The organism is Aquabacterium sp. OR-4, from assembly GCF_025290835.2.
Classification (GTDB): domain Bacteria; phylum Pseudomonadota; class Gammaproteobacteria; order Burkholderiales; family Burkholderiaceae_C; genus Pseudaquabacterium.
Window position 1 is genome coordinate 1,291,914 of sequence record NZ_JAOCQD020000002.1, and the last position, 12,871, is coordinate 1,304,784.

Genomic DNA, 12,871 nt, shown 5'->3' on the forward strand with positions numbered 1-12,871 from the left:
GCGGGTCAGGGGGTGGGGCGCGGCGCCTCAGGTGGCGCCATGCGCCTCGAAGTGCATGGCGTACAGCGAGTGGCAGCTGGCCATGTACAGGCGGTTGTTCTTGGGGCCGCCCCAGCACACATTGGCGCAGCGCTCGGGCAGGCGGATGTGGGCCAGCGGCTTGCCGGCGGGGCTGAACACCATCACGCCGTCCAGCGCCTCGGGCTGGGCGCGCAGCGGGTAGACCTTGCGGCCGCCCTGCTCCACGGCTTCAGCGGCGATGGCGCCGTTGCTGCCCCAGCCGCACCACAGGTTGCCGTCGCGGTCGACCCGAAAGCCATCGAGCGCGCCCTGGTCGGCGGCGTCGATCAGCTTGGTCTTGTGGCTCAGGCTGCGGCCGTCGGCCGCCACGTCGTAGGCCCACAGGCTGCGGTTGGGCGTGCCCTTCCACTCCACCACGTAGAGCTTCTTCTCGTCGGGGCTGAAGGCCAGGCCGTTGGGGTTGACGATGTCGGTGATCACGGCCGTGAGCTGGCCGCTGGCGGGGTCGAGCCGGTAGACGTTGGTGCTGGCCTGCTCGGGCTTGGCGCGGCTGCCTTCCCACTCGCCGTTGATGCCGAACAGCGGGTCGGTGAACCAGATCGAGTCGTCGCTCTTGACCACGATGTCGTTCGGCGCATTCAGCCGCTTGCCCTCGAAGCGCTCGGCCAGCACGGTGATGCGGCCATCGTGCTCGGTGCGGGTGATGCGGCGGGTGACCGAATGCTCGCAGCTGATCAGCCGGCCCTGGCGGTCGCGGGTGTTGCCGTTGGCATAGTGGGCCGGGCTGCGGAAGACGGTGAAGGCACCGCTCTTCTCGTCGAACTTCATGATCCGGTTGTTCGGAATGTCGCTGACCAGCACATGGCCCGGCCCGCCGTTCTCGCCCGGAAAGTACACCGGCCCCTCGGCCCAGCGCATGCCGCTGCCCACCTGCTCGAGCGTGCTGCTGTAGATGCGGTACTTGAGGAAGGCCGGGTCGAGGATCTGCAGCGCCGGATCGGGGTAGCGCTGGTTCGGCTGGAACGGGAAGCTCTGCGCCGAGGCGCCGCCGGCCAGGGCCAGCAGGCCGGTGCCCACCGAGGCGGTGGTGGCCGCAGTGGCCGCGGTAGCCGCAGTGGAGGCCAAGAACTGGCGCCGGCTCGGCGCGGTGCTGCGGGTCATCGTGTGTCTCCTGTGGCTTGTTGTTGTCGTGCCGGCGTCAGCGCACCAGGCAGGGCCGCTTGTTGTCGAAGCTCCAGCCGGGGATCAGGTACTGCATCGCGATGGCGTCGTCGCGCGCGCCCAGGCCGTGCTGCAGGTACAGCTGGTGGGCCTTCTCCACCTCGGCCAGGTCGATCTCGATGCCCAGGCCCGGCTTCTCGGGCACGTGCACGTAGCCGCCCTGGATCTGCAGCGGCTCTTTGGTCAGGCGCTGGCCGTCCTGCCAGATCCAGTGGGTGTCGATGGCCGTCACCTGGCCCGGTGCCGCGGCCCCGACGTGGGTGAACATGGCCAGCGAGATGTCGAAGTGGTTGTTCGAATGGCTGCCCCAGGTGAGGCCCCAGTCGCGGCAGGTCTGGGCCACGCGCACGCTGCCGGCCATGGTCCAGAAGTGCGGGTCGGCCAGCGGGATGTCGACCGCCTGCAGCGACAGCGCATGCACCATCTGGCGCCAGTCGGTGGCCACCATGTTGGTGGCCGTGCGCAGGCCGGTGGCGCGGCGAAACTCGGCCATCACCTCGCGGCCCGAGAAGCCGTCTTCGGCGCCGCAGGGGTCTTCGGCATAGGCCAGCACGCCGTGCAGGTCGCGCAGCACGCGGATGGCGTCCTTCAACTTCCAGCCGCCGTTGGGGTCGAGCGTGATGCGGGCCTCGGGAAAGCGCTCGTGCAGCGCGACGATGGCCTCCACCTCGGCCTCGGGCGCCAGCACGCCGCCCTTCAGCTTGAAGTCCTGAAAGCCGTAGCGGGCCTGCGCGGCCTCGGCCAGGCGCACCACACGCTCGGGGGTCAGCGCCTCGTTGTGGCGCTCGCGGAACCAGCCGTCGGCGGTCTCGGGTTCGCTCGTCGGATCGACATAGGGCAGATCGGTCTTGCGCCGGTCGCCCAGGAAAAAAAGATAACCCAGCATCTGCACGGCATCGCGCTGCTGGCCTTCGCCCAGCAGGGCCGCCACCGGCACGCCCAGGTGCTGGCCCTGCAGGTCGAGCAGCGCGCTCTCCACGGCCGTGACGGCGTGGATGGTGGTGCGCAGGTCAAAGGTCTGCAGGCCGCGGCCGCCCGAGTCGCGGTCGGCGAACTTGGTGCGCATCTCGGCCAGGATGGCCTGCAACTGGCCGATCGGCCGGCCTTCGACGATGGCGCGGGCGTCTTCCAGCGTCTGGCGGATCTTCTCGCCGCCGGGCACCTCGCCCAGGCCGGTGTTTCCGGCCGAGTCGGTGACGATGACGATGTTGCGGGTGAAAAAGGGCGCATGCGCGCCCGACAGGTTCAGCAGCATGCCGTCGGTGCCCGCGACGGGCACGACGCGCATCTGGCGGACAACAGGTGAACTGGTGGTCATGTCAACACTTTGGGTTCGGGATTAACCAAGCAGTCGCCGCGGAACCGGCTCTGCCGGGCCGCTGGCGACGCCCCCTTGAGGGGGGAGCGGCGCAGCCGCTTCGGCGGTGGGCCAATCAATCTGCGGTGATCTTGCGGGTCTCGATCAGCTGCTTCCAGCGCGCAAATTCCGCGGCCTGGAACTTGGTGAACTGCTCGGGCGTGTTGGCCACGACCTCAAAACCCTGCTCGGTGAGCTTGGTCTTCAGTGCGGGGTCGTTCAGCGCGGCCACCAGGGCGCCGTGCAGCTTGGCCTTGATGTCGGCGGGCAGGCCCTTGGGCGCGGCCACGGCCTGCCACGAGTACACGTCGACACCCTTCACGCCGGCCTCGGCCAGCGTGGGCAGCTGCGGCAGCAGGGCCGAGCGCTGCGCGCCGGTGATGGCCAGCGCGCGCAGCTTGCCGCCCTGGATGTGCTGCAGCACCGCATTGATGTTCTGGAACGAGGCATCGACATTGCCGCCCAGCAGGTCGGTGATGGCCGGCGCGCCGCCCTTGTAGGGCACGTGGATGGCCTCGGTGCCGGTCTGCAGCCAGAACAGCTCGGCGGTGAGGTGGTCGGACGAGCCATTGCCCGACGATGCGAAGCTCAGCTTGCCGGGGGTCTTCTTCAGCTCGGCCTGCAGCTCGGCCACGCTCTTGAAGCGCGAGTTGGCGGGCACCACCAGCACATTGGGCGCCTGCACGGCCACGGTGAGCAGATCGAAGTCCTTGCCGGCGTCATAGGTCACGCCCTTGATCAGGTGCGGCGCAATCACCAGCGGGCCCAGCGAGGTGACCAGCAGCGTGTGGCCATCGGCCGCCGCGCGCCTGACCTGGCCGGCACCGATGGTGCCGGTGGCGCCGGCCTTGTTGTCGACGATGAAGCTGCCGCCGAGCTTGTCCTGCAGCTTGGACGACAGTGCGCGGGCGATGGCATCGGTGGAGCCGCCGGGCGGGAACGGCACCAGCAGCGTGACGGGCTTGTCGGGGTAGGCCTGGGCGGGCATCGCGGTGGCCAGGGCGGCCATCGCGGCTGCGGCCAGCACCAGCCCGGCGCCCAGGAGGCGGCGGCGGAGGGTCATGTCGATGTCAGATCGGTGAGGGGTTGCCGGGGAGTCGGCAGCCGCACCGGCCACAGGGCCGGGCGGAGAACAGGCAGGCAGGCAGCCGGTCAGGTCGGATCGAAGGCCGGCTTACTGGGGCCCAAGCTTGGCCATCAGCGCGCGCAGCTGCTCCACCTCGGGCGCCTTCAGGTCCGACAGCGGCGGGCGCACCGGGCCGGCCGAGTGGCCGGCGATGGCGGCACCGGCCTTGACGATGCTCACCGCATAACCCTGGCCCTTGTTGCGCAGCGCGATGTAGGGCAGGAAGAACTCGTCCAGCAGCTTGTTGCAGGTGGCCTGGTCGCCCTTGGCCAGCGCGTTGTAGAAGTCCATCGCCGTCTGCGGGATGAAATTGAACACCGCCGACGAGTACACATGGCAGCCCATGGCGTAGTACGGCGCGGCAAACACCTCGGCGGTGGGCAGGCCGCCCAGGTAGGCCACGCGGTCACCCAGCGTGCGGCGCACGATCACGAAGTGCTCGATGTCGCCGACGCCGTCCTTGTAGCCGATCAGGTTCGGGCAGCGCTCCACCAGCTGGGCCAGGGTCTCGGGGGCGTAGCGCGCGCCGCCGCGGTTGTAGACCACCACGCCGATCTTCACGCTCTTGCACACGGCTTCCACGTGGGCCAGCAGGCCCTCTTGCGAGGCCTCGGTCAGGTAGTGCGGCAGCAGCAGGATGCCCTGGGCGCCGCGGGCTTCAGCTTCTTGCGCGTACTGGATGGCCAGGCGGGTGCCGCCACCGGCGCCGGCAATGATGGGCGTGTGGCCGCGGCAGGTGTCCACGGCCACCTTCACCACCTCACCGAATTCCACCGGCTCCAGCGAGAAGAACTCGCCCGTGCCACCGGCCGCGAACAGCACCGTGGCGCCATAGGGCTTGAGCCATTCCAGCCGCGCCGCGTAGCCCTTGGGGTCGAAGCTGAGGTCGGCGTTGAAGTCGGTCAGCGGAAAGGACAGCAGGCCGCTGGACATGGCGGTCTTGAGCTCTTGGGGGGTCATGGCAGGCGCTCCGGCAGGGGGGCTGATGAAAAAAAGGGAGGGGCAAGCTCGCGGCAGGGCGACGCTCATCCGTTGTTGTTAGACATCGTACAACTAAGCTTGTGGGACGGCTTGAGGGTTAACCCTGGCGACCGCCTGGCGACCGCTTGGCAGACGCCTGGCAGTCGCGTGCCGGTGTCGGCGCTGGGTCGGCGCTGGGTCGGCGCTGGGTCGGCGCTGGGTCAGCGCGCCGGCAATGCGGCGCCTGGGCCGGCGGCCGGCCGCGTGGGCAGACCGGCGTCCAGCGTGCCGGTGGCGGCCTGGGCTGCCGCCAGGGCAGCGCCCGTGCCCGGCGCCGAAGCCGCCTCGTCGGCCGCGCGGCGGCGGCGCTCACGGCTGTTGACCAGGTGGGTGCGCATGGCGGCGCGGGCGCCATCGGGGTCTTGCGCGGCCACGGCGTCGAGGATGCTCTCGTGCTCGGTGTTCACGCGGCGCAGGTAGGCCTGGTGGGCACTGTCGCTCAGGTGCGGCGTCAGCCGTGCCCGCGGGATCACCTGCACGCCGAACGAATCCATCAGCGCCTCGAAATGCGGGTTGTGCGCGGCGCGCGCCAGCTCGCGGTGGAACTGGAAGTCGCTGGCCACCGCGTCGCGGCCCTCCTCCACCGCCTGGCCAAAGGCATCGAGCGCGGCGCGCAGGGCCAGCAGCTGCTCGGGCGTGCGGCGCATCGCGGCCAGCGCCGCGGCCTCGCTCTCGACGCCGATGCGCAGCTCGAGCACGGCAATCACGTCCTGCAGCGTGCCGCGCTCGTGCGGCTGCACGCGGAAATCCCAGCCCTCGGCGGCCTCGGCCACGAAGGTGCCCACGCCGTGCCGCGTGACCACCCGGCCGGCCGCCTGCAGCTTGCTGATGGCCTCGCGCACCACGGTGCGGCTGACGCCGAACTCGGCCACCAGGGCCGATTCGGTGGGCAGGCGCTCACCCACCGCCCAGGCGCCGTCGCGGATGCGCTGGCCCAGTTGCTCCACCAGATGCTGGGCCAGGTTGCGGGGACGGGCAATGCCGAGGGGGCGGTTCATGGATGGCGCAGGCTGCAAGGCGGGGTGTGGCGACGGCTGCGGCGATTGTCGGCCAACTCGCCGGCGGCCAGAGATCAGACATCGGACACCCAGGTGCAATCCGGATGGGCATCCGCGGTGCGATGCGGCACAATGAAACGACGTTTTAAAACAAATCTCCGCTGCGCTGCGACTGGCCAGCCACCGCCCCCACCCATGCGCCCACCTGCCCCCGCCCGCCGCATTGCCCTGTTTGGCGAATGCATGCTCGAGCTCACCGGGCAGGCCTTTGGCAGCCTGCGCCAGGGTTTTGGCGGCGACACGCTGAACACCGCGCTGTACCTGGCGCGCTGCGCGCCGCAGTGCAGCGTGCAGTACGCCACCGCGCTGGGCGACGACCCGCTGAGCGACGGCCTGGCCGCCCGCTGGGCGGCTGAGGGCCTGGGCCTCGACCTGCTGCGCCGGCTGCCGGGCCGGCTGCCGGGGCTGTACATGATCGAGGTGGATGCCGGCGGCGAGCGCCGCTTCCACTACTGGCGCGACCAGGCCGCCGCGCGCAGCTACTTCGACACCCCGCCCGGCGCCACGCCGCTGGAGGCCGAGCCCCTGCCCTGCGACCTGCTCTACCTCAGCGGCATCAGCCTGGCCATCCTGCCGCCGGCCGGCCGCAGCCGGCTGTATGCGCTGATGGAGCGGCTGCGTGCCGCTGGCGGCCAGGTGGTGTTCGACAACAACCACCGCCCGCGCCTGTGGCCCGACCCGGCCGAGGCCCGCGCCGCCTACGAGGCCGCCTTTGCCCGCGCCGACACGGTGCTGCTGACGCTGGACGACCACCAGGCCTGGCTGGGCCGCGGCCAGGTGCTGGGCGCGGGCGACGGACAGCCGGTGGCGGCCGAGGCCGCGCTGGCCCATGCCGCCGCACTGGCCGCGCCCGAGCTGGTGGTCAAGCGCGGCGGCGAGGCCACGCTGTGCCGCCTGGGTGCCGGCCAGCCCTGGCACAGCGTGCCCACCGAAGCCGTGGCCCAGGTGATCGACACCACCGCCGCCGGCGACTCGTTTGCCGCCGGCTACCTGGCCCGCCGCCTGGCCGGCGCCGCGGTGGCCGAAGCCGCGGCCTTTGGCAACCGCCTGGCCGCGCGCGTGATCCAGCACCCCGGTGCGGTGATCCCGCGCGAGGCCATGGCCGATCTGCTGGGTGAACGCTGATCCCGCCCCTGCCCCCCAACCGCCAAACCATGCCCGCGCACGCCGTCACACGCCCCCGCTTCACGCCCCGCCGCCGCACGCTGCTGGGCCAGGCTGGCCTGGCCACGCTGGCCGGCCTGGCCTGGCCCGCGCTGGCCGTGGCCCAGGCCCAGGCTGGCCAAACCCTGGCCCTGCCTGACCGGAACTTGGCGCTGCCTGACCAGAACTTGGCCTTGCCAGATGACGCCTTCACGCTGCCGCACCTCGGCTGGGCCGGCACGCGCGGCGGCCTGGGCGGGCGGCTGCTGCGTGTCACCACGCTGGCCGCCGCCGGCCCCGGCTCGCTGCGCGCCGCGCTCGAGGCCGAGGGCCCGCGCATCGTGGTCTTCGAGGTCGGCGGCGTGATCGACATGGCCGGTGCGCCGCTGGCCATCCGGCACCCGTTCATCACCGTGGCCGGCCACACCGCGCCCAGCCCGGGCATCAGCATCGTCAAGAGCGAGTTCACGGTGCACACGCACAACGTGCTGATCCAGCACCTGCGGCTGCGGCCGGGCGAGTTCGGCCGGCCCAAGAAGGGCGGCGGCGACCAGGACGGCATCTCCACGCTGGCCGGCGCGCACGACGTGGTGGTGGACCACTGCAGCTTCAGCTGGGCCACCGACGAGAACCTCTCGGCCTCGGGCCCGCGCTTCGAGGGCGCCACGCCCGACGACTGGCGTCGCGCCACCTCGCACCGCATCACCTACGCGCACAACCTGATCGCGCAAAGCCTCAGCCACTCGGTGCACGAGAAGGGCGAGCACAGCAAGGGCTCGCTGATCCACGACAACACCAGCGCCGTGCTGCTGTGGCGCAACGCCTACCTCAGCAACCGCGAGCGCAACGCGCTGTTCAAGGGCGGCGCGCGCGGCGCCATGGTCAACAACTGGATCGTCAACCCCGGCCGCCGTGCGGTGCACTACAACCTGCTGGCCAATGAATGGCAGGGCCAGCCGCCGCAACTCGGCCGCATCAGCCTGGTGGGCAACCTGTACCGCGCCGGCCCCGACACCGAGCCCGGCACCGCGCTGTTCACGCTGCGCGGCGTGGGCGATGTGGCGCTGCACCTGGCCGACAACCAGGCCTGGGATCGCCACGGCGCCGCGCTGCCGCTGCTGGCCGATCAGAGCGAGGGCCGCGCCCGCGTGCTGCCGCTGGCCCAGGCCGAGCTGCCCGAGGGCCTGCCGCTGTGGCCCTGCACCGGCCTGGCCGAGCGCCTGCCGCGGCTGCTGGGCGCCCGGCCCTGGGACCGCGACGCCATCGACGCCGGCTTCATCGAGCAACTGCTGCGCGGCGAGGGCCGCATCCTCGACAGCGAGGCCGAGCATCCGCTGGGCTACCCGCGCCACACGCCCAGCCGCCGCGTTTTTGCCGAGGCCGACTGGCGGCTCGACACCGCCACGCCGATGCCGCGCGCCGGCTGGGCCGCCCTGCCCGGGCTGACCCGGCCGGCCTGATCCCGCCGCCCCGCCACCCCGCCGACCCCAGCCCCCCCAACCCCCTGGCGCATGCCGCGCCTGCCCTGCCCCAACCCGCCAAAGGACACCCCATGAAGATTGCCCTGATCATCGAGAACAGCCAGGCCGCCAAGTCCGAGATCGTGCACGGCGCGCTCAAGAGCGTGGTCGAGCCGCTGGGCCACAGCGTGCACCACTACGGCATGTACGCGCCCGAAGACAAGGCCTCGCTCACCTATGTGATGAACGGCCTGCTGGCCGGCATCGTGCTCAACAGCGGCGCGGCCGATTTCGTGGTCACCGGCTGCGGCACCGGCATGGGCTCGATGCTGGCCTGCAACAGCATGCCCGGCGTGTTCTGCGGCCTGGTGATCGACCCCACCGACGCCTTCCTGTTCGGCCAGATCAACGACGGCAACTGCCTGTCGATGCCCTATGCCAAGGGCTTTGGCTGGGCCGCCGAGCTGAACCTGCAGGACTGCTACCGCAAGCTGTTCGAGGTGGAGCGCGGCGTGGGCTACCCGAAGGAGCGCGCGGCCATCATGGCCAAGAACCGCGGCATCCTGAAGGGCCTGAAGGCCGCTGCCAGCAAGCCCATGCTGGAGGTGCTGAAGGGCGTGGACGCCGATCTGCTGAAGGCCACCATCGCCGGCGAGAAGTTCCAGGAACTGTTCTTTGCGAACTGCCAGGACGAGGCCATCGCCGCCCACCTGCGCGGCGTGCTGGCGGCCTGACGCGGCCTTGCTCCAGGTCACCGACTGGCTTGCCCAGGCGGCCCAGCCGGCGCAGTGGCCCGGCTGGGCCGCTTTCGCGTTTGGCGTGGCCTGCTTCGCCCAGACGGACGACCGGCGCTTTCGCTGGCTGATGGCCGCCGAGTGCCTGAGTTATGCCATCCACTTCGCCTGGCTGGGCCAGCCGGCCGCCGCGGCCAGCACCGGCGTGTCGCTGGCCCGCGCGCTGGTGTCGCTGCGCTGGCGCAGCGGCCATCTGGCCTGGGCCTTCATCGCCGTCAATGCCGGCTTCGCGGCCTGGTTCTACCAGGGCCCGCTGTCGCTGATGCCGCTGGCCGCCAGCATCTGCGGCACCTGGGCGCTGTTTCGCCTGCAGGGCCTGGCCATGCGCGCGCTGATGCTGGGCGGCACGCTGATCTGGGTGCTGCACAACGCCATCGCCGGCTCGGTGGGCGGCACGCTGCTGGAGCTGGTGGTGGCGGCAGTGAACGCGCACACGATGTGGCAGCTGTGGCGGGCCCGCCCGCCGCACGGGCCGGCCACGGCAGACTGAGACCCGGCCAGGGCCGCCCGGCGGCGGCCCCTCGCGTTCAGCGGCGCGGCCTCAGAACTTGTAGGCCGCCCCCAGCGCAAAGCTGCGGCCCGAATGCGCGTACAGCAGCGTGTCGTCGCGCTGGCTGTCGCGGCTGTAGCGCAGCGGCTGGTCGGTCAGGTTGGCGGCCTCGAAGCTCAGCCTGAGCTGCGGCGTCACCTGGTACGACATCGAGAAGTCGACGTTGGTGCTCGGGTCGACCCAGGTGAAGTCATGGCCGTTCACGTCACCCAGCACCGCAAAGATGTACTTGGAGCGATAGGCCGACGAGATGCGCGCGCTGAACTTGGCGTCCTCGTAGTACAGCGTGAGGTTGCGGGCGCGCGGCGACATGCCCACCAGCGGCGCGTTCATCGTCAGCTGCGGCAGCGTGGCGGTGGCCGTGCGGGTGATGTAGTTGATGTTCGAGCGCACCTGGGTGTAGTTGGCCAGCAGGCCCAGGTTGCTGAACATGCCCGGTAGGAAGCGCAGCGGCGCCTGCAGGTTGAACTCGACCCCGTTGAGCGGCCCGCCCGGCGTGTTGGCGGCGCGGCTGACCGTGACGATCGAGCTGGGCAGCGTCGGGCAGGCCGGCGTGCCACCGGTCAACGAGCAGCCGCCCGCGCTCAGCAGCGCATCGGGCAGGCCCAGCGTGCTGTAGGCCACACGCTCGCTGATGCGCTGGATGTAGGTGTCGATCTTCTTGTGGAACAGGCCCAGCGAGACCATCGCGCCCTTGTCGTAGTACCACTCGGCCTGCAGGTCGAAGGTCTTGGCGCGGATCGGTTCAAGCTGCGGGTTGCCGATATTCACCGTCTGCGCATTGACGTTGACGGCCGCCGACGGCGCCAGATCCACGTACTCGGGCCGCGACAGCGTCTTGCCGGCCGAGAAGCGCACGAACACATTGCGCGGCAGCTGGGCGGTGAGGTTCAGTGCCGGCAGCACGTCGCGGTAGCCCTTCTCGAAGTTCACCGGTGTCAGCGTGCCGCCGGCATTGACCAGCGCCGACGAGCGCGCGGTGGTGTCGGTGGCGCGCAGGCCGGCATTGCCGCGCAGCGGCACACCCAGCAGCTGGGCGTTGAAGTCGGCCGACAGGTAGGCGGCCTGGATCTTCTCGTCGACCGTGCGGTTGGCCTGGGTCAGCCAGCTCAGCTGCGAGCCGGGCACGGCGGCGCAGTTGCACTCGATGTCCCACACCTGGCGGAACTTGTCGAGATCCACCGCCACCCACTGCGACGGGAAGCCCGAGCCCTCCAGCCCGCGGCCGAAGCCGGTGATCAGGCGCGACACGCTGCCCATGTTGAACCCGGCCGGATTGGCCAGGCCGTTGGGCGCGCCGAAGCTGACCTCGAAGTTGTCCCAGGTGTTCTGCCGCAGCGACAGGCCGCTCTTCAGCGTGAGCTGCTCGTTGACTTCCCAGCTGCCGCCCAGGCTGTGGGTGGCCAGCTTGTTGCCGGTCTTGAGCACGCGGCCCACGAACTGGCCATGCACCGTGCCGTCGGCATCCACCGGCCCCCAGCTGAAGTTGCTGGGGTTGGCCACGTCGATGCCGAAGTTCAGCGTGGGCACATTGCGGTTGTTGCGGAAGTCGAACGAGTAGCCGTTGACGTTGGGCGAGTCGAACTGCACCGTGGTGCGCTGCGGTGAATCGAGCGTGTTGCGCGACAGCCCGCTCATGAACTCGAGCTTGACCCGCTCGCTCAGCTGGTGGCTGCCCGACAGCACATGCTGGCGAAAGCGCGTGTTGTTGACATCCAGCAGGCCCTCGGAGCGCACATCCACGCCGTTGAACTTGCCGTACTCCCAGCTGCCGTTGCCATTGAACGAGGCTTCGACGATCGAGGTCTGCGGCTTGCCGTTGGCCGCGGCCAGCGTGCGGCCGAACGAGATGGCCGAGATGTAGTTGTCGTAGCGGCTGTTGTTGAACTGGCCGGCCAGCAGGTCGAGGTTGAGCTCGGTGGCCACCGAAGGCCGCCACTGGAAGGCCGCGGTCAGGCCGCTGCGCTCGTACTCGGCCACCGAGCGGCGGTAGCGCGGAATGCGCGGGTGAAAGGCACCGCTGCCCGCGGCCGGCGTGGCCACCGTGCCGCCGAAGTTGTCGGTGCGGCCGAACACGTTCTGGTAGGCCGCGGGGTCGGATGTGCGCGCCAGGTTCACGCCGCAGTTCGTGGCCGAGGCCCCGCGCACCGCATCGTTGCCCGGGCTTTGCGGCGAGTAGCCCAAGGGCGAGCAGAAACCGCCATCGGCACTGGCCGGCAGCAGCTCCACGGCTTCGTAGCCTTCTTCCATGGCCTGGCGCTTGGAGTAGGCCAGCGACACCAGCGCACCCAGCTTGCCCCAGGGCGTGTCCCAGCGGTCCGACACCAGGCCGGTGAGCCGCGGCGCGGTGTTGCGCGCCAGCGTGTTGTAGCCCTTCTGCGCGCTCAGCGAGACGGTGCGGCCGCTGAAGTCGAAGGGCCGCGCGGCGCGCAGATCCACCGTGGCACCCAGCGAGCCTTCCTCCAGATCGGCCTGCGAGGTCTTGCGCACCTCCAGGCTGCTGAACAGCTCGGCCGCGAACACCGAGAAGTCGAAGGCGCGGCTGCGGTTGGTGCTGCCGTTGATGTCGGAGGCGCCGGTGGCCGAGATGGCCTCGATGCCGTTGATGCGCACCCGCGTGAAGCCGGCGCTGAGGCCGCGCACGCTGATCTGCTTGCCCTCGCCGCCATCGCCACGCGCCAGCGACACGCCGGGCACGCGCTGCAGCGACTCGGCCAGGTTGGCATCGGGAAACTTCGACACATCCTCGGCGCGGATCACGTCGACGATGCCGTCGGCGTTTTTCTTGGCGTTGAGCGCGCTGTTGAGGCTGGCGCGAAAGCCGGTCACCACCACCGCCTCGCTGGCGCTGGCCGGCGTGGCCGGCGCGGCCGCGGCGGCGCTGCCGGTGCCGGTCTGGGCCTGTGCGGCCAGGCCGGCCGCGGCGGCGGCCAGGGCCACGGCACGGGCCCCCATGGGCCAGCGCGGCTGCGCCGCTTGCCGCAGCGCGCGGCGATTGGTCTTGCTTGTTCCCACCTGTGTCTCCTGTTGTCTCGAGGGCTTGGCCTTCGGGCCGCTGCCATGTTCACGGGCCGGCCGCCGGCCCGCAATGCAGCGGCCGGAAACAATCAGGAAGATGAGC

The 12,871-nt window shown here is 70.7% G+C and carries 10 protein-coding genes; 4 read left to right on the forward strand and 6 right to left on the reverse strand.

Features of this window, described 5'->3' with window-relative positions; genetic code table 11:
* Positions 1-27: 27 nt before the first annotated feature.
* From N4G63_RS17965 to N4G63_RS17985, 5 genes are all read right to left on the reverse strand, one after another.
* Positions 28-1,182, reverse strand: coding sequence for an SMP-30/gluconolactonase/LRE family protein (locus N4G63_RS17965; RefSeq protein WP_260787474.1), 1,155 nt, complete (start codon positions 1,180-1,182; stop codon positions 28-30).
* 37 nt (positions 1,183-1,219) lie between these two features.
* Positions 1,220-2,560: a glucarate dehydratase gene (gene gudD, locus N4G63_RS17970; RefSeq protein ID WP_260787473.1), complete on the reverse strand. Its 1,341-nt coding sequence runs from the start codon at positions 2,558-2,560 to the stop codon at positions 1,220-1,222.
* Between the two features lie 115 nt (positions 2,561-2,675).
* Positions 2,676-3,662 (reverse strand): Bug family tripartite tricarboxylate transporter substrate binding protein, encoded by a 987-nt coding sequence (locus tag N4G63_RS17975; RefSeq protein ID WP_260787472.1) that lies wholly within the window; start codon positions 3,660-3,662, stop codon positions 2,676-2,678.
* A gap of 111 nt (positions 3,663-3,773) precedes the next feature.
* Positions 3,774-4,685, reverse strand: coding sequence for a 5-dehydro-4-deoxyglucarate dehydratase (kdgD, locus tag N4G63_RS17980; protein ID WP_260787471.1), 912 nt, complete (start codon positions 4,683-4,685; stop codon positions 3,774-3,776).
* Positions 4,686-4,906: 221 nt separating this feature from the next.
* Positions 4,907-5,743: a FadR/GntR family transcriptional regulator gene (locus N4G63_RS17985; protein WP_314600015.1), complete on the reverse strand. Its 837-nt coding sequence runs from the start codon at positions 5,741-5,743 to the stop codon at positions 4,907-4,909.
* 195 nt (positions 5,744-5,938) lie between these two features.
* Between N4G63_RS17985 and N4G63_RS17990 the strand changes: the two genes are divergently transcribed.
* The 4 genes from N4G63_RS17990 to N4G63_RS18005 all read left to right on the forward strand — a co-directional run bounded on the left by N4G63_RS17990 (position 5,939) and on the right by N4G63_RS18005 (position 9,690).
* Positions 5,939-6,928 carry a sugar kinase gene (locus N4G63_RS17990; RefSeq protein ID WP_260787470.1) on the forward strand — a complete coding sequence of 330 codons (990 nt, stop codon included), beginning with the start codon at positions 5,939-5,941 and terminating at the stop codon, positions 6,926-6,928.
* A 29-nt stretch (positions 6,929-6,957) separates the two neighbouring features.
* On the forward strand, positions 6,958-8,406 hold the full coding sequence (locus tag N4G63_RS17995; protein WP_260787469.1) for a hypothetical protein: 1,449 nt from the start codon (positions 6,958-6,960) through the stop codon (positions 8,404-8,406).
* 92 nt (positions 8,407-8,498) lie between these two features.
* Entirely contained in the window at positions 8,499-9,140 is a 642-nt protein-coding gene (locus N4G63_RS18000; protein WP_260787468.1) for an RpiB/LacA/LacB family sugar-phosphate isomerase, read from the forward strand.
* Positions 9,141-9,147: 7 nt separating this feature from the next.
* The gene (locus N4G63_RS18005) at positions 9,148-9,690 is read left to right on the forward strand and encodes a YgjV family protein (RefSeq protein WP_260787467.1); all 543 of its coding nucleotides are present in this window, start codon (positions 9,148-9,150) and stop codon (positions 9,688-9,690) included.
* Between the two features lie 51 nt (positions 9,691-9,741).
* On the opposite strand, the gene N4G63_RS18010 is transcribed toward N4G63_RS18005, so the two are convergent.
* On the reverse strand, positions 9,742-12,765 hold the full coding sequence (locus N4G63_RS18010) for a TonB-dependent receptor (RefSeq protein ID WP_260787466.1): 3,024 nt from the start codon (positions 12,763-12,765) through the stop codon (positions 9,742-9,744).
* Between the last annotated feature and the right edge of the window lie 106 nt (positions 12,766-12,871).